Below are 16,850 nucleotides of genomic sequence, written 5' to 3' on the forward strand. Positions count from 1 at the left end.
CGGTCAGCTGCGGTCCGGGGGAGCGGTACGGCGCGCCCGGTGGGCCTTCTGCCGGCAGGCCCCGCCGCAGTAGCGCGCGGGCCGCCCGGTGCGCGCCGTCACGAGCACCGCACCGCACACCGCACAGCGGGTTCCGTTACGCTCCGGGGCCGCCACCGGAAGTTCCGTTACGGTCCGGGCGGCGCGGAGACCGTCGAGCATCAGCGCCGTCATCCGGCCAGCCGGGGCCGCACCCGTCCCCGCGTCCGGGGCCGCCGACTCCCGCCCGACCGCGCGTCGGCGCTCCATCGCCAGGCACCCGCTCAGCAGCGCGCGGACGTCCGCCAGATCGACGTCCGCCCTTACCGCACCCGCCCGTTGGGCCCGGGTCAGCAGGACGCCGAGCGCCAGCAGGAACTCCGGCTCCGGCCCCGCCGGCGTCTCCGCACCGGCCTCTCCGGCCGCCTCCAGCACCTCGCAGAGCGCCTTGTTGGGGGCGGCCAGCCGCACCACCGACGCCAGGAAGCGGAAGAACACCCCTCCCGGATCGTCCGCATCGGCCAACTCCTCCGCGGCGTCGGCGAACAGCTGCAACCGCTCCCTGACCGCCGTGCGGAACAGCACGTCCTTGGAGGGGAAATGGCGGTACACGGTGCCGGCACCGACCCCGGCGCGCCGGGCGATCTCATCGAGCGGAACCCCCAACCCCCGCTCCTCGAAGGCGGATCGGGCCGCCTGAAGCACCAGCGCACGATTCCGTCGGGCATCCGCGCGGGTGGTCACCGCCCCGCCGTCCGCCCGCCACGCCCCTGCTGAGACCACCGTGCTCCTCCGCGTTCCACACCCCCGAAATAACCGGGTCGATCGTTCCGATTCTACGAGGGCGTTAAAACATGCGTGCGGATCGCCGCGCACGGCCGGGGCCGCGCGGAGAAGCGAGGAGGGGCGCCCGGAGAACGGGAGCCGGAACGGGGAGCGTGGCGGAGGCCGCGACGGAGACTTCCTCACCGCGGTGAGGAAGAAGGGGAGGGGAGAGAGGGGAGGGAGGGGAGGCGGCGAGAGCGAGAAGGACGACCGGGCGCACCCGGGGCGGATGGCCCGCAAGGGGACTCGGAAGCGCAAGCGGGACGGGACTGGGCAGCAAAAAGGGTGTGGTCCGTTTCACGTGAAACGGACCACACCCCTGGCACTCCTGTCGAGGGCGCGTCCTCCGGCCGAACCCGCCTCCGGCAGCGGGTCAGTGGGTCAGTGGGTCAGCGCCACGGCACGGCTCAGGCCGCGGCGACGGCCTCGTCCCATGCCGCACCGGCCGCGGCAGCCGCGGCGTCCTCGTCCACGGCCACGCCCAGCGCCCGCATGCCGGCCGCCAGCGCCGCCAGCGAGGCCAGCACCACCGCGCGGTCCGCGGCCCGCCCGTAGTGGTTCACCCGGATCATCTCCGCCGCCAGGGCACCGGCAGCGGCCTGCACCGGCACCGCACCGTCAGCGGCGAGCGCGGCGGAGACCACCTCGCGGGCGTCCACCCCGGCCGGCGTGCGGAGCGTGGTGGCCGCCGGCGCCGCATGCTCATCCCGGATCACGTACGGCACCGGGCCGCCGAGCACCGCGACGCCGGCCCGCACCGCCGCGGCGGCGGCCCGGTGGCGGACGATGACCGTCTCCAGCCCCTCGGCCTCGATCCGGTCCACGGCCTGCTCCAACGCCAGCATCTCCAGCTGCGCCGGGGCGTGCGGCAGGGCGGTGCGCCCGGCGTCGACCCAGCGCTCCTTCCAGTCCAGCAGCGAGAGGTACGAGCGGCGCGGGGCCTGCTCGTTGGCCGCGATGCGCTCCCAGGCGCGGGCGCTGACCGACACCACGGAGACCCCGGCCGGACCGGCCAGCGCCTTCTGCCCGCCGATGACGCACAGGTCCACTCCCCACTCGTCGGTGAGCAGCGGTTCGGCACCCACCGAGGCGACCGCGTCGAGCATCAGCAGTGCGCCGTGCTCGCGGACCACCGCACCGATCTCGGCGACGGGGTTGGTGTTGCCGGTCGCCGCCTCGGCGTGCACCAGGCTCACGAAGTCGATCTCGGGGTGCTCCCGCAGCGCGTCCGCCACCTGCTCCGCGGTGGCCGCTCCGGTGAACGGCGCGCTGATGGTGACCACCTCGGCTCCGCAGGAACGCAGCCAGCCACCGAACGTCTCGCCGTAGGGGCCGGTGATGATGTTGAGGGCGGTGCTGCCGGGCCGTACCGCCGAGCGGATGCACGCCTCCAGGGGCAGCAGCGCCTCGCCCTGCGTCGTGACGACATCGCAGCGGGTGCGCATGAGCGCCGCGACCTTGTCCTCGATCCGCGCGAAACGGGCGGCGTCGAGCGGAGGCAGATCGAGCAGAACCGGGGTGTCGGCGTTCGCAGTCACGGCAGTCACAGTGGCCTTCCAGCGGTAGCGAGCCGCGCACTGCGGCGGCTCCTGACGTCTGGCTCGACTGTACGTCCGCCCGTTCCGACCTGGCCGGACGGGCCCGAGCGCCCGACACCGGGCCTCGGCCCTACCGCCATGCGACCGCGGGCCCGCCGGCACCCGCGGTCGGTGCGCACGCCCCGGTCAGACTCCCCGCCAGCCCTCCGGGTCCACCCCGCCCGGCACCGGCCCGGCGGGCGCGTAGGGGCCCCGGGTGAAGACGAAGGTCCCCAGGTCGAGGTGGCTGACGGTTCCGTCCGGGGCCCGCACCACCCGCAGCGTCTCCCCCGCGTAGTAGCCGTCCAGCCCGGTCCAGGTCCCATCGGCCTCGGCCCGGAAGCGCGAGGTGCGGCCGTTGCCGGACAGCGTGACCAGCTCCAGTGCCCGCCCGCCGGTCAGCCGCAGCGCGAACGGGCTGGCGCCCCAGTACCAGGGGCCGGTCAGGGCCAACAGCTCCTCGTCCACCGCGCCCGGCAGTGGCCGCCACGGTTCCGGGATCCGCGGCTCGTGGTAGGCCACGGCGTCCAGGAAGTCGGCCGCCACCGCGGCGATCGGCACGCCGGAGGTGCAGTTCGCCAGCGCGAGCGCCGCCGTGTCCTCCGACGGATCGGCCCACAGCACCGCCAGGAAGCCGGGCATCGATCCGGTGTGCCCGACCAGCCGGCGTCCGTTCCGCCAGACGAGCTGCGTCCCGAAGCCGTAGCCCGCGTCCCAGCCGTCGCCCTCCGGCGGCACCGCGGGGGTCTGCATCTCGGCCAGGCTCGCCCCGCTCAGCACCCGCTCGTCGCCCCGGAGCGAGAACACCGCCCATCGGCACAGGTCCTCCGTCGTGGACCACAGCTGCCCGGCCGGTCCCATCAGTCCGGTGTCGTGCGCGGGTTCCGGCAGCATCACCTCGGCCCAGGGGTGGACCGCCCAACCGCCCGCGTGCGGCATCTCCGGCTGAAGGGTCGTCCGCGTCATACCCAGCGGCTCCAGCACCTCGCGGCGCAGCACCTCGCCCCACGGCGTCCCGCCCCGCAGCCGTTCGACCAGCGCCCCGAGGACCGCGAAGCCGGGGTTGGAGTAGTGGTGCCGCCGCCCCGCCGGGTGCAGCCGTGCCCCCTCGCCGAACAGGTCGGTCGGCTCGGGCCGCAGCTCGCCGGCGGTCCGTTCCCACCACGGGCCACGGGACTCGGCCGCCAACCCCGCACTGTGCGACAGCAGTTGGGCGATGGTCGCCTCGGGCACGGGGACGTCCGCGAGGTGGCTCCCGATGGGGTCGTCGAGCTCCACCAACCCCTCGTCCCGGAGCCGGAGCACCAGCACGGCCACGAAATTCTTGGTCAGCGAGCCGATCCGGTACTGCACGTCCCCGTGCGGCACCTCCCCGTCCACCGCGCTTCGGGCCCCCGTCCAGACCACCTCGCCCCCGCGGACCACCGCCCCCATCATCGACGGCGCCCGCCCCTCGGCCTGCGCGATGGCCAACCGCCGGAGCAACGCCCGCCGCGTCTGCGGCATCAGCTCCCGGTGGTCTTCGACCGAGTCCACGACGGCCCCGCCGCGCGGGACCACCTGGCGCACCCCGTTCTCCCTCGGCTCGGGCCCCTGCGGCTCCACGGACTCCACGACCGTCATGACGCTCCTCAACGCGACTTCCACCCGGCAGAGCCAGCTCGGCCGGCCCATGGCAGCGGCGAGCGGCTGCCCGCCACGCCCGCCATCCTGCCGCGACCACCGCCAACGGCGCCTCCGTGTTTCACGTGAAACGCCGCCGAGCGCTTCACGGCAGCCGTGGCACCGTGCCCAGCAGCAGCCGGGCACGGTTTCACGTGAAACGACGCGCCTCCCTCAGCCCGTCGTTTCACGTGAAACACCCCCGCGGGGTACGCCCTCACGTCACGTCCACGGCCCCCATCGCCCGCTCCACCCAGGTCTGTTCCTCGTCGGGAAGCCAGCGCGCCGCATGCACCCTGTGCAGCGCGCTCCGCAGCCGAACCCGGTCCCCGGCCGTCCCGAGGTAGCCCAGATACGCTGGCAACGTCAGCCCCAACGCCTTGAGTTCGCCCCGCTCGCACCACCGCGCCAGCAACTCCCGCACCGGCCCTTCGACCCCGACGTCGACACGTCCTCGCCGTGCTGCCTCCGCGTCCCCCTCCGCGGCAGCGGCGGCCGCGGTGTCCCGCAACCCCTCCGCGATCGCGAACCGGTTCCAGTCCCCGTACTGCCCCTCCGGCGCGTCGGCCGCCCGGTCCGCCGCCAACACGAAATACCGGTGGGCACAGGCGAGTCGACCGAGTTCCCGGTACGCGGTGGCCATGTTCACGTACAGCGACGGATAGAAGCCCTGCACCCGCTCGTCCCCGACCAGGTCGGCACGGTCCAGGCACTCCTGGTTCCAGCGCAACGTCTCCGCGGGTGAGCGCTGGTGCCGCGCGAGGTAGTGCGCGGCGATGCACGCCTCATAGTCGTCGCGGGCACCGTCCCACGCCTGCTGGAAAAGCTCCCGCGCCGCCGCGGTGCGCCCCTCCGCCTCGGCCTGCATGCCCGTCACGCACAGCCGCACCACCGGTAGTTCCGGATCCATCCGCCCGCTTCCTCCCTCAGCCGTCGTCGACGCCCGCCCCGGGCGTCCGTACCGCTCCCGCGTCCCTCGCCGTGCCGGCGCCGGCTCTCCGCTGCCCGCCCTCAGCGTTCCCGCACGGGCATCACCACCATCGTGAAACTCCCCTGGTCCGCCGAGCGGACGACGACCGGCTGGTCCGGCGCCGCGATCTCCAGCAGCACGTCGGGCCCCACCCCCGCCTCCAGCGCCGGCACCAGGACCGCCGGGTCGAAGGCGATCCGCAGTCCGGGGCCGGTGCGGATCGCCCGCAACCTGTCGGGCCCGGCCTCCCCTCCCGACACCTCCAGCACCCCTTCTGTGGTGCCGTCCGCTTCCGCCCCGACCGCCAACGACACCGCCGCGCCGCCCCGGTTCGTCACCGCGCCCCGAAGCGCCGCCCGGTCCACGATCACCCGGTGCCGCACGGCCGCCAGCCCCGTCAGCATCAGCCGGTAGTCCGGGAACTCCCCCGGCTCGCCCCCGCCGAGGTCCCCCGTGCCCCAGCTCTCCGTCCCGCTGCGCAGCCGCACCCGTGCGGTGTCCGCACCGTCCGCCTCGGCCGGGAACTCCACCTCGACCAACCGCCGCCGCACGGTCCACTGCGCCATCCGGCGCGCGGTGTCCGCCGCGAGCAGCCCCCGCCGCGGACCGCCCTCGTGGGCCTCCGGCCGCAGCGCCCGCACCGCCAGCCGGTAGCGGTCCGTGGCCACCAACCGCAGTTCCCCGTCGACGAGTTCCAGCAGCACGCAGCCCAGCGCCGGGTGTTCCGCGGCCAGCGCGCCGACCGCCGCCGCGGGTCCCACCTGCCGCACCGCGCTGGCGAGCTCCGCCCCGTCCACCCGCGCCCGCGCGGTTCCCCCGTGGTCCGCCGGCTCCGCGGACGCCTCCCGCAGGAAGCCCTCCACCACGGCGCGTGCCTCCTCGGCCGCCCGCTGGGTCCGCTCCAGGTGCGCCCGCAGCACGTCCCGGGCCGCGGCCTCGGGACCGTCCAGCACGGTCTCGACATCCACCAGCGGCAACCCCGCGGCCCGCAGGTGGCGCAGGCGCACCGCCCGCTCCACCTGCCCGGACCCATAGCGCCGGTACCCCGTTGCGGCGTCCACCCGGTCCGGTCGCAGCACCCCGCAGTCGTCGTAGAAGCGCAGCGCGCTCGGCGTCAGTCCCGCCCGCCGGGCGAACGCGCCGATGCCCCACAGCTCGCCGTCCTCGTCCATGGCCGCGATTCTCGGACTTCGACCAACCTGAAGGTCAAACCGTCCGCCGGGATGCCGGTGGCCCCGCGCCGCGGACGCTCCGCTCCGTCACGGCACGAGCGCGTCCTCGACCAGCTGGGACCAGCCGGTCCCCGGGCCCTCCCGGGCCACCTCGGTGAACCGCGCGGCGCCGAGGCGGTCCCGCGCGGCCCGCTCGATCCTGGCCGCGTCCGGGTGGGAGTGGTCCTGGAGCCCGCGCACGTCCGTGCTCGCCGCGAGCAGCCGCACGGCCTGCTCCGGCCGGTCGCGGCGCAGTGCCAGGTCTGCGACCCCGACCAGCACCTGCGCGATCAGCGGCGCGTATCCCGCCTCGGCCGCCGCCGCGCAGGCCGCCGCGCGGTGCGCCCGGGCCTCGTCGAGGTCGTCGGTGAGGTAGCCGTGCAGGTCGTGCGTCAACGCACGGATCTGCGCCCCGTCCGCCTCGTCACCCAGCAAGGCCGCCATGATGCCGAGTTGGTCCCGCGCCTCCTCGGTGTTGCCACCCCACCGGGCGAGTTCCGCCTTCGACAGGGCCAGTTCGGCCAGCGCGTCCGGCCAGGTGACCCGCTCCGCGCACCGCTGCGCCTCGGCGAGGGTGGCCGCGCTGGTGTCCTCGTCGCCCAACAGCCAGTACAGCTGCGCCTGCCGCGCCCGCATGCGGATGACGTCCTCGGTGGCGCCGACCTCGATGACCGCCGTGATCGCCTGCTCGTAGTGCGCGCACGCGCCGGCGAACGCGCCGCGCGCCGCCATCCGGTCCGCCAGCTCGGACTGCGCGAACGAGATCCCGAACCGCTCGCCGAGCGAGCGGAACTCGGCGAGCGCCTTCTCCAGGTGGGCGTCGGCTTCCGTCCCGCCCAGCCCGTGCACGATCCGCATCTTGCCCGACTGCAGCCGGGCCATGGCACGCACCCAGGGGTCCACGTCGTCGAGGAGCGGTTCGAACGCGGACAACGCCGTCTCCGGGGCCCGCAGCATGCGTTCCAGCGGGGCGACGAGCCCCAGCAACGGGGAGCGGCGCCGACTGCGCTGGCTGGACCGGTACGCCTTGTGGATCCATTCGGCGGCCTGGTGCTCGTCGCCCCGTCCGGAGCTGACGAACTGCACCATGAAGGCGTACGCCATGGCCCGGACCTCGTCGGTGACCTCGCCCGGCGTCCGGCTGGCCGCGGCGATCAGCTCCCTGCCCTCGGTCCGGTGCCCGGCGAGCCACCAGTACCAGCCCGCGGCCGCCGCGAGCCGCATCGCCTCCTGCGCCTCACCCGCCGCGAGCGCACCGCGCATCGCCGCGCCGATGTTGTCGTGCTCGGCCTCCAGCGTGGCCAGCCAGTGGAGTTGCTCGGCCCGGCGCAGGTGCGGCTCCGCGGTCTCGGTGAGTTCGGTGAAGTGGGCCAGGTGTGCGTGGCGCGCCCGGTCCGTTTCCCCCGCCTCCGCGAGCCGGTGCCCGGCGTACTCCTTGATCGTGCCGCTCATGCGGTAGCGCGGCGTGCCGTCGCCCTCGGCGAGCAGCAGCGACTTCTCGGCCAGCGCGGTGAGCAGTTCGAGCACGAGCTCCGGCTCGACCCCGTCGCCGGCGCAGACCCGTTCGGCCGCTTCCAGGCTCGCCCCGCCGGAGAACACCGAGAGCCTGCGCAACACCGTCCGCTCGGCGTCGGTGAGCAGTTCCCAGCTCCAGTCGACCACCGCGCGCAGCGTCTTGTGGCGCGGCAGCGCGGTTCGGCTGCCGCTGGTCAGCAGGCGGAACCGGTCGTCGAGCCGGTTGGCGAGCTGATCGACGGACAGGGTGCGCAGCCGGGCCGCGGCCAGTTCGATGGCCAGTGGCATCCCGTCCAGGGCACGGCAGACGCGCCCCATCGTCACCAGCGCCCGGGCGTCGACCGCAAGGTCCCGGCGCACCGCCCCGGCCCGGTCCCGCAGCAGTTGGACGGCGGGGGAGTTCGCGGTCCCGTCCGGGCCCGCGTCGGTCGCCGGCAGCGCCAGCGGTTCGAGGGGCCACAGCGCCTCCCCGGTGATGCCGAGCGGTTCCCGGCTCGTCGCCAGGACCCGCAGCCGTCGGCACTCCCCGAGCACCCGGTGGACGAAGACCGCCGCCGACTCGATGACGTGCTCGCAGTTGTCCAGGACGAGCAGCGCCTCCCGTTCGCGGACCGCGGCGATCAGGCGGTCCGTCGGCTCCGCGTGCGGGGCCCCGCCGAGCAGCGTGTCGCGCAGCCCCAGTCCGGCCAGCGCCGCCTGCGGCACGTCACCGTCGACGCCGATGGCGGCGAGCTCCACCAGCCACGCCCCGTCCGGCAGATCACCGAGCAGCGTGCGCGCGGTCTCCGTGGCCAGCCTGGTCTTCCCGGCGCCCCCCGGTCCGATGACGGTGGTGAGCCGGTGCTCGGCGACGAGCCCGCGGACCGCGGCGACATCGGTGTCCCGGCCGACGAAGCTGGTCAGTTCGGCGCGCAGGTTGGTCCTGCGGCTCTCCTCGCGCCGCCCCAACTCACCGCGCAGCAGCGCGACGTGCACGGCCGACAGTTCCGGCGAGGGGTCGGCGCCCAGCGTGTCGGCGAGGGCTTCCCGTGCGCGTTGGTACACCAGCAGCGCCTCGCTGTCGCGGCCGGCCGCGGCGAGAGCGCGCATCAGCGCGGCGACGAGCCGCTCGCGTACCGGGTGCGCGGCCACCAGGTCGGTCAGCTCCGTGACCGCCTCCGCACCGCGCCCGAGGGCGACGTCCGCGTCGGCCCGCTCCTCCGTGGCGGTCAGCCGCAGCCCCTCCAGCCGCCCGACCGCCGCGTCGAACGCGGCGCTGTCCTGCAGACCGACGTCCTGCAGGGCCGCACCGCGCCACAGCCCGAGGGCCTCGCGCAGCAGCCCCGCCCGTCGGGCCGCGTCCTCGGTACGGACCTGCCCCTCGGTGACGAGGCGTTCGAACCGCACGGCGTCGACGGCGTCGGGCTCGACCGCCAACCGGTAGCCGTCCGGGTGCCCCTCGACCGTCCCGCCCGGCAGCACCTTCCGCAGCCGGGAGACCAGGCGCTGCAGCGCGTTCGTGGCGTCGGCGGGCGGCTGCTCCCCCCAGATCCAGTCGATCAGCGACGCCTTCGGGACCACCCGCCCCGGCCTCAGCGCGAGGGCGACCAGCAGTCCGCGCAACCGCGCGCCCGGCACGTCGGCCGAGCCGCCGTCCGCCGTGCGCACCTCCAAGGGGCCCAGCATCCCGATCTGCACCCGCTGATTTTGCCACGGGCGTTCGACGCCCCTCACCGGATCAACGACGCCTCACCGCCCGAAGGTTGAGCACCGCGTGCGGACCGTCCCCAGCGGGAGCGCCGGCCGGCGTCGGCCCCGGTCCGGAGCGACGAGCCTTGTCGTGCGGGCCCGCGTGCGGACGCGACCTGGTGGGTGGTCATCCCGTCCATCCGGTGTGGCGCAGCCAGTCCTCGAAGGTCATCAGGTCGGGGTGCAGGCGGCGCAGGAGGTTGAGGTCCCGGTCCCGGGCGCAGAGATCACGGTCGGCGAAGAACTGGAACATCGCCGCGTAGTCGTGGCCGAAGTCGGGTACGGCGGCGCACAGTTCGTCGTGCGGCATCGGAAGGTAGGAGCTGGGGACGCCCGTGACCCGGGCGAAGGTGGCGGCGATCGCGTCGCCGGTGAGGCTGTCGCCGATCACCGCGAGGTCGCGGGCACCCCAGGACTGCCAGTTGTCGAACATATGGCAGGCGAACCAGGCGATGTCGTCGAGGGCGACGAGCGGGTAGTGGGCGGCGCCGAGGGGGAGCCTGAAGGTCAGGCCGCCCCGGCCGTCCGGTCGGGGAGTGAGCCGGTCCCGCAGGTTCTCGAAGTACGGCGCCGTGGTCAGTACCGAGACGTGGTCCGTGTACCAGCCGTCGGTCTCCTTTCGGAGCATTTCCTCCGACCGCATCAGGTCGATGTGGGCGGCGACGGCGGCCTTGCTGTCGAAGTGCGGGACGGGGCGGCCGGTCAGCGACACCGCGCTGTCCAACGAGGACCAGATGAAACGCTCCACGCCGGCCCGCTCCGCGGCGGCCAGCAAGCGCAGCCCCTGCCGGTACTCACCCACGGCGCTGCCCGTCGCGAAGAAGTCGGTGTTGGCGAACACGCGGTCGGCCTGCCCCATCAGGACGTCGAGGGCCGCCGCGTCGGAACGGACCAGTCGCACGCGCTCGGGCGCGGTGGCGGCGAGTTCCCTGGCGTGGGCGGACTCCGGGTCGCGGGTGGGCACGGTGAGGGTGGCGTCGGTGGTGGCCAACAGGCGTCGGATCACGTGGCTGCCCATGGCTCCGGTGCCGCCGACGACGAGGACGTGGGTCATGGCGTTCTTCCCTGGTGTGTCAGGACGTGTTCGGCCACCTGGGCGTGGGTGGCGACCCAGACGTCGCCGGACGCACGGAGGTGGTCGAGGATCTGGCCGACCATGCCCGCGAGGAGCGGTCGGCCTGCGACGTGGGCGTGGACGGTCAGACGGAAGACGCCTGGGCCGGGGGCGGCGAGCATCTGGTCCAGTAGCTCGCGGTGCAGGTCGCGGTAGGCGTACGGGCCGGCCGCGGCGTCCCGGACGTCGGAGTGGTCGCTGTGCATGAGGGAGACCAGAGGACCGTGAGCGGTGGACAGGACCTGCGGGAGGTCGTGGTCGCCGTGGTCGCCGGTCCAGCGGTAGCCGGCCTCGGCGAGCAGGTCGACGGTGTGCCGCGAACCGGTGGCGCGCGGGCTCATCCACCCCGTCGGGCGCACGCCGGTGACGCGGCGCAGGACGTCGGTGCAGCGCCGGATGTTGCTCCGCTCGGCATCGACGTCGAGCAGCGCGGGCACCACGTCCTGGGCCCAGGAGTGTGCGGCGATCTCGTGACCCGCCTCGTGCACGGCCAGGACGGTCTCGGGGTGCCGCTCGGCCACCAGTCCGTTGACGCCGACGGTGGCGGGCAGGTCGCCGAGGACGTCGAGCAGCCGCCAGATGCCGGTGGTGACGCCGTACTCCGCCCAGGAGGTGCTGTGCGTGTCGTCGACGCCGGGCAGCGGCCACGCCGCGGCCATCGGCGCGTAGGCGGGCCAGTGCCCTGGTGACCACAGCTCCAACGCGACGGTGACCAGCGCGACGACCTTCCGCCCGCCCGGCCATTCGGTCTCTGCCCTCATGGGTTCCCCCTGCTCGGTAGCTTCCGTCGTGGACGCTAGTGAGGCGGTGGGTACCTCCAGGTTCCTGGCGGCGGGCTACGGTCGGGGCATGTGTGAGTACTCCGGGAGCGTCTTCCTCGCCGACTGCCCGGCTCGGCTGGCGATCGAGATCATCGCCGACAAGTGGGCGGTGGTCGTGCTGTTCGCGTTGAGCCGGGAACCGCGCAGGCACGGCGAGTTGGTCGACCTGATCGGCGGAATCTCGCGGAAGGTGCTGACCCAGACGCTGCGGCGGTTGCAGGGGTACGGCCTGGTCGACCGCCACGCCGAGGCCGGCAGGGTCGCGTACGTGCTGACGGACCTGGGCCGGACACTGGTGCAGCCGATCGCCGTGCTGACCGAGTGGGCGCACGAGCACGGCGCGGCCGTGGTGGGATTCCAGGAGTCCCAGGCGAACTGAGTTCGCTCGGTCTCCCGGCTCAGGTCTGCGCCATGTCCACGAAGCGCGAGTAGTGGCCCTGGAACGCCACGGTGATGGTCGCGGTCGGACCGTTACGGTGCTTCGCCACGATCAGGTCGGCCTCACCGGCCCGGGGCGATTCCTTCTCGTAGGCGTCCTCGCGGTGCAGCAGGATGACCATGTCGGCGTCCTGCTCGATGGAACCGGACTCACGCAGGTCCGACACCATCGGCTTCTTGTCCGTGCGCTGCTCGGGGCCGCGGTTCAGCTGCGACAGCGCGATGACCGGCAGCTCCAGCTCCTTGGCCAGCAGCTTGAGGTTTCGGGACATGTCCGAGACCTCTTGCTGACGGCTCTCGGCCCGCTTCGAGCCACCGGACTGCATCAGCTGGAGGTAGTCGATGACCACGAGCTTGAGCTCGTTGCGCTGCTTCAGCCGCCGGCACTTGGCGCGGATCTCCATCATCGAGAGGTTCGGCGAGTCGTCGATGTAGAGCGGGGCGGCCGAGACGTCCGGCATCCGGCGCGCCAGCCGCGTCCAGTCGTCGTCCGTCATGCTGCCGGACCGCATGTGGTGCAGCGCGACTCGGGCCTCGGCGGACAGCAGACGCATCGCGATCTCGTTGCGCCCCATTTCGAGCGAGAAGATCACGCTCGGCAGGTTGTTCTTGATCGAGCAGGCCCGCGCGAAGTCCAGCGCGAGCGTGGACTTACCCATGGCCGGACGGGCCGCGATCACGATCATCTGCCCCGGGTGCAGACCGTTGGTGAGCGCGTCGAGGTCGGTGAAGCCCGTCGGCACACCCGTCATCTGGCCCTGCCGCGAGCCGATCGCCTCGATCTCGTCGAGCGCGCCCTCCATGATGTCGCCCAGCGGCAGGTAGTCCTCGCTGGTCCGCTGCTCGGTGACGGCGTAGATCTCCGCCTGGGCCTTGTTGACGATCTCGTCGACGTCGCCGTCGGCCGCGTATCCCATCTGCGTGATGCGGGTGCCGGCCTCGACGAGGCGGCGGAGCACGGCCCGCTCGTGGACGATCTCGGCGTAGTACTCGGCGTTGGCGGCCGTCGGTACCGACTGGACCAGGGTGTGCAGGTAGGAGGCGCCGCCGACCCGGCCGATCTCGCCGCGCTTGGTGAGCTCGGCCGCGATGGTGATCGGGTCGGCCGGCTCGCCCTTGGCGTACAGGTCGAGGATCGCCTGGAAGATCAGCTCGTGGGCGGGACGGTAGAAGTCGTCCCCCTTGAGCACCTCGACGACGTCGGCGATGGCGTCCTTGGACAGCAGCATGCCGCCGAGCACGGACTGCTCGGCGTCGAGGTCCTGCGGCGGGACCCGCTCGAAACCGCCGGGCCAGGAGCCCCCGCCGTCCTCGTCGCGCTCCGCACGGTCGCCGCGGCCCCGCCCCTTGCCATCACCGCGGCGGGAGCGGGCGGCCGGCAGCAGGTCGCTGGGACCGGAGTCCGCCCAGGGGTCGTCCATGGGCTCGGGAATGCTCACCCCGGCACCTCCTCCCGTCCGCGACGCGGACCTTGCTGTGCGGTTCTTTCTTACGGCACAGCCCTGACATTCGAGACGCCCGACTCCGGTTACGGCGCGTCGAGTTCGGACGGGTTCTCATGGCCGGAACAGGCGGCGGGTGCCGGACCACGGTAGGCCCGCGCGCACCGTCCGCCAATCTGGTTATCCACAGGCCATGTGGATGACCGCCCCATAGCTGTGGAGAAGTCCCCGGATCCTGTGCACGGGCTGGGGGAAACTTCTGTGGACAAGCACACAATCACGCCACCCCCACCCCTCTGACCTGCACTTTCTTCATCCATAGGTTGTGGGGGAGAAAAACTTCGGCAACCTGTTCATGATCGTTGCCAACGCCACGCGGACGGTACCGGCACGCAGCGTAAAGTAAGGACCGCAACACGGTTGCATCTCTTACCTGTGGACGATTAGATTGCGCCTCATGACCCAGGCCCCCGCGACGCCCCGGCGCGCCCTCCGCCACCATGACCGCGAGATCGTCGCGCTGGCGCTGCCCGCCTTCGGCTCCCTCGTCGCGGAGCCGCTCTTCGTCATGGTCGACAGCGCCGTCATCGGCCACCTGGGCACCCGCCAACTCGCCGGGCTCGGCGTCGCCGCCGCCCTCCTCACAACCGCCGTCTCCGTCTTCGTCTTCCTCGCCTACGCCACCACCGCCGCGGTCGCCCGCCGGGTCGGCGCCGGCGACCTCTCCTCCGCGATACGCCAGGGCATGGACGGTATCTGGCTCGCCCTCCTCCTCGGCGCGGCCGTCATCGTCACCGTCCTGCCCACCGCCCCCTGGCTCGTCGAAGCCTTCGGCGCCTCACCGGCCGCCGCCCCGTACGCCACGACCTACCTGCGCATCAGCGCCCTCGGCATCCCCGCGATGCTGGTCGTCCTGGCCGCCACCGGCGTCCTCCGCGGCCTCCAGGACACCAAGACCCCGCTCTACGTCGCCATCGGCGGCTTCACCGCCAACGCCGCCCTCAACGCCGGACTGGTCTACGTCGCCGGGCTCGGCATCGCCGGCTCCGCCTGGGGCACCGTCATCGCCCAGTGCGGCATGGCCGCGGTCTACCTCGTCGTAGTGGTCCGCGGCGCCCGTCGCCATGGTGCCTCACTCCGCCCGGACGCCGCCGGGATCCGCGCCTGCGCACAGGCCGGCGTCCCGCTGCTGATCCGAACGCTCTCGCTGCGCGCGGTGCTGATGATCGCCACCGCGGTCGCCGCCCGGCTCGGCGACGCCGACGTCGCCGCCCACCAGATCGTCCTGTCCCTGTGGCAGCTCCTGGCCTTCGCCCTGGACGCCATCGCCATCGCCGGCCAGGCCATCATCGGACGCTACCTCGGGGCCGGCGACCAGGACGGTGCCCGTGCCGCCTGCCGCCGCATGGTCCAGTGGGGCATCGCCTCCGGCATCGTCCTCGGGGTGCTGGTGGTGCTGGCCCGGCCGCTGTTCGTCCCGCTCTTCACCACCGACCCCGCCGTCCGGTCCCCGCTGCTCACCACGCTCCTGGTCGTCGCGATCACCCAGCCCGTCGCCGGCATCGTCTTCATCCTCGACGGCGTCCTCATGGGCGCGGGAGACGGGCCCTACCTCGCCGGAGCGATGGTGGTGACGCTCGCCGTCTTCGCCCCGGCCGCCCTGGCCGTCCCCGCCCTCGGCGGCGGCCTCGTCGCCCTGTGGTGGGCGATGGCACTGATGATGACCACCCGGATGCTCACACTGTGGCTGCGCACCCGGTCCGGTCGGTGGATTGTGACGGGGGCCTCCCGGTGAACCACCTCGCCAATCCCGGACCCGTGCAGATAATGACCTTGTGCGCTCGCTTGCCAGGAAATCCGTCCTGCCCCTGACGCTCGTCATCGTGGGGGCTGCTGCAGTGGTGGGCTACGCGGCGGAGGAGTCCCACCCGAGCAGAACCACCGGCAGCCACACCGGTCACGGCACGTCCGGCGCATCCGGCGACGAGCCCGAGGACCAGGACCCCTCGGCCAGCGCCCCGCCCAGGAACGGCAACGCCTACACGCCGCGCAGGACGGAGGAGAACGCCCGGATCGGCGCAGTCTTCGAGAAGGACGACCACGGCTCCCACTTCTGCACCGCCAGCGTGGTGCAGAGCCCGGGCCGGAACATGCTGATCACCGCGGCCCACTGCGCCTTCGACGCCGACGCCGGCAAGCCGGTGGACGACCTGGTCTTCGCCCCCGACTACCGCAACGGCGACGAGCCGACCGGCCTGTGGAAGGTCAGCAAGGTCGTGGTCGACGACCGCTGGGCGAAGTCGCAGGACGAGGACCTCGACGTCGCCTTCCTCGTCCTCGACGCCAAGCAGGGCAAGGAGATCCAGGACGTCCTCGGCGGCAACACCCTCGGCATCGACCGCGGCTTCGACAACCAGGTGAAGATCACCGGCTACCCCACCAGCCGCGACACCCCGATCTCCTGCCAGAACCGCACCACGAAGTTCAGCGACACCCAGATGCGCATCCAGTGCACCGACTTCGAGGGCGGCACCAGCGGCAGCCCCTGGCTGGCCGACTACGACCCCAAGAGCCACACCGGCACGGTCATAGGCATCCTCGGCGGCCACGAGGGCGGCGGCGACGAGGACGACGTCTCCTACGCCTCGTACTTCGACGAGGACATCGCCCATCTCTACAAGCGCGCCCAGGACGAGGACTGAGCCTCGGCCCCGTGCCCCCGTCCAACGCGAAGGGCCGCACCCCGTGACGGGGTGCGGCCCTTCAGCGTGCTGCTGCGAGCTGCGCTCAGGCGGCGACGACCTCGACGCCGAGCTTCGCAACGACCTCGGCGTGCAGACGCACCGAGACCTGGTGCGCGCCCAGGGTCTTGATCGGCGAACCGATCTCCACGCGACGCTTGTCGACGTCCGGACCACCGGCAGCCTTGATCGCCGAGGCGACGTCGGCCGGGGTGACGGAGCCGAACAGGCGGCCCGCGTCGCCGGCACGGACGGCCAGCTTCACGTTGACGCCCTCAAGCTGAGCCTTGACCTCGTTGGCCTGCTCGATCGTGGCGATCTCGCGGATCTTGCGACCGCGACGGATCTGCGCGACGTCCTTCTCGCCACCCTTGGTCCAGCGGATCGCGAAACCACGCGGAACCAGGTAGTTACGGGCGTACCCGTCCTTGACGTCAACAACGTCACCAGCGGTACCGAGGCCGGAGACCTCGTGGGTGAGGATGATCTTCATTTGTCGGTCACCCTTCCCTTATCGCGCGGTGGACGTGTAGGGCAGCAGCGCCATCTCACGGCTGTTCTTCACGGCCGTGGCGACGTCACGCTGGTGCTGAGTGCAGTTGCCGGTCACCCGGCGGGCACGGATCTTGCCGCGGTCGGAGATGAACTTCCGCAGCAGGTTCGTGTCCTTGTAGTCGACGTAGGAGATCTTCTCCTTGCAGAACACGCAAACCTTCTTCTTAGGCTTGCGAGCAGGCGGCTTCGCCATTGTCTCTCTCCAGTGAGTTCAAGAAGTGTGTGCTGACGCC

At 72.8% G+C, this 16,850-nt stretch carries 14 protein-coding genes; 3 read left to right on the top strand and 11 right to left on the bottom strand.

The features are described from left to right. Window positions 1-3: 3 nt before the first annotated feature. The 8 genes from ACJ6WD_RS06230 to ACJ6WD_RS06265 all read right to left on the bottom strand — a co-directional run bounded on the left by ACJ6WD_RS06230 (window position 4) and on the right by ACJ6WD_RS06265 (window position 11,381). Window positions 4-801: a helix-turn-helix domain-containing protein gene (locus tag ACJ6WD_RS06230; protein ID WP_331247464.1), complete on the bottom strand. Its 798-nt coding sequence runs from the start codon at window positions 799-801 to the stop codon at window positions 4-6. Between the two features lie 449 nt (window positions 802-1,250). Further along, window positions 1,251-2,390 carry an aminotransferase class V-fold PLP-dependent enzyme gene (locus ACJ6WD_RS06235; protein ID WP_331247465.1) on the bottom strand — a complete coding sequence of 380 codons (1,140 nt, stop codon included), beginning with the start codon at window positions 2,388-2,390 and terminating at the stop codon, window positions 1,251-1,253. 177 nt (window positions 2,391-2,567) lie between these two features. Then, the gene (locus ACJ6WD_RS06240) at window positions 2,568-3,926 is read right to left on the bottom strand and encodes a serine hydrolase domain-containing protein (protein ID WP_331247501.1); all 1,359 of its coding nucleotides are present in this window, start codon (window positions 3,924-3,926) and stop codon (window positions 2,568-2,570) included. A gap of 373 nt (window positions 3,927-4,299) precedes the next feature. Next, window positions 4,300-4,992: a hypothetical protein gene (locus ACJ6WD_RS06245; RefSeq protein WP_407615267.1), complete on the bottom strand. Its 693-nt coding sequence runs from the start codon at window positions 4,990-4,992 to the stop codon at window positions 4,300-4,302. 101 nt (window positions 4,993-5,093) lie between these two features. After that, window positions 5,094-6,224, bottom strand: a complete 1,131-nt coding sequence (locus ACJ6WD_RS06250) for a MerR family transcriptional regulator (protein ID WP_407615268.1) — start codon at window positions 6,222-6,224, stop codon at window positions 5,094-5,096. Between the two features lie 87 nt (window positions 6,225-6,311). Next, window positions 6,312-9,455 carry a BTAD domain-containing putative transcriptional regulator gene (locus tag ACJ6WD_RS06255; RefSeq protein ID WP_407615269.1) on the bottom strand — a complete coding sequence of 1,048 codons (3,144 nt, stop codon included), beginning with the start codon at window positions 9,453-9,455 and terminating at the stop codon, window positions 6,312-6,314. A gap of 178 nt (window positions 9,456-9,633) precedes the next feature. Beyond that, window positions 9,634-10,560 (bottom strand): NmrA family NAD(P)-binding protein, encoded by a 927-nt coding sequence (locus tag ACJ6WD_RS06260; RefSeq protein WP_407615270.1) that lies wholly within the window; start codon window positions 10,558-10,560, stop codon window positions 9,634-9,636. After that, entirely contained in the window at window positions 10,557-11,381 is an 825-nt protein-coding gene (locus ACJ6WD_RS06265; RefSeq protein ID WP_376437839.1) for a polysaccharide deacetylase family protein, read from the bottom strand. The genes ACJ6WD_RS06260 and ACJ6WD_RS06265 overlap by 4 nt, the downstream gene beginning before the upstream one ends. 88 nt (window positions 11,382-11,469) lie before the next feature. Between ACJ6WD_RS06265 and ACJ6WD_RS06270 the strand changes: the two genes are divergently transcribed. Next, entirely contained in the window at window positions 11,470-11,820 is a 351-nt protein-coding gene (locus tag ACJ6WD_RS06270; RefSeq protein ID WP_407615271.1) for a winged helix-turn-helix transcriptional regulator, read from the top strand. A gap of 19 nt (window positions 11,821-11,839) precedes the next feature. Here the strand turns inward: ACJ6WD_RS06270 and dnaB are convergent, their stop codons facing one another. Then, window positions 11,840-13,318, bottom strand: a complete 1,479-nt coding sequence (dnaB, locus tag ACJ6WD_RS06275; RefSeq protein ID WP_078486669.1) for a replicative DNA helicase — start codon at window positions 13,316-13,318, stop codon at window positions 11,840-11,842. Window positions 13,319-13,778: 460 nt separating this feature from the next. On the opposite strand from dnaB, the gene ACJ6WD_RS06280 reads away from it, so the two are divergent. Both ACJ6WD_RS06280 and ACJ6WD_RS06285 read left to right on the top strand, forming a co-directional pair. Beyond that, complete coding sequence (locus ACJ6WD_RS06280; RefSeq protein ID WP_038520462.1) at window positions 13,779-15,116, top strand: MATE family efflux transporter; 1,338 nt, start codon at window positions 13,779-13,781, stop codon at window positions 15,114-15,116. Between the two features lie 88 nt (window positions 15,117-15,204). Further along, window positions 15,205-16,023, top strand: coding sequence for a serine protease (locus ACJ6WD_RS06285; RefSeq protein ID WP_233657266.1), 819 nt, complete (start codon window positions 15,205-15,207; stop codon window positions 16,021-16,023). An 85-nt stretch (window positions 16,024-16,108) separates the two neighbouring features. Here the strand turns inward: ACJ6WD_RS06285 and rplI are convergent, their stop codons facing one another. Both rplI and rpsR read right to left on the bottom strand, forming a co-directional pair. Further along, entirely contained in the window at window positions 16,109-16,555 is a 447-nt protein-coding gene (gene rplI / locus ACJ6WD_RS06290) for a 50S ribosomal protein L9 (RefSeq protein ID WP_016578035.1), read from the bottom strand. Between the two features lie 18 nt (window positions 16,556-16,573). Beyond that, window positions 16,574-16,810: a 30S ribosomal protein S18 gene (gene rpsR / locus ACJ6WD_RS06295; RefSeq protein WP_003978893.1), complete on the bottom strand. Its 237-nt coding sequence runs from the start codon at window positions 16,808-16,810 to the stop codon at window positions 16,574-16,576. Window positions 16,811-16,850 lie beyond the last annotated feature (40 nt).

The organism is Streptomyces sp. VTCC 41912 (assembly GCF_045799175.1).
Taxonomy (GTDB): domain Bacteria; phylum Actinomycetota; class Actinomycetes; order Streptomycetales; family Streptomycetaceae; genus Streptomyces; species Streptomyces albulus_C.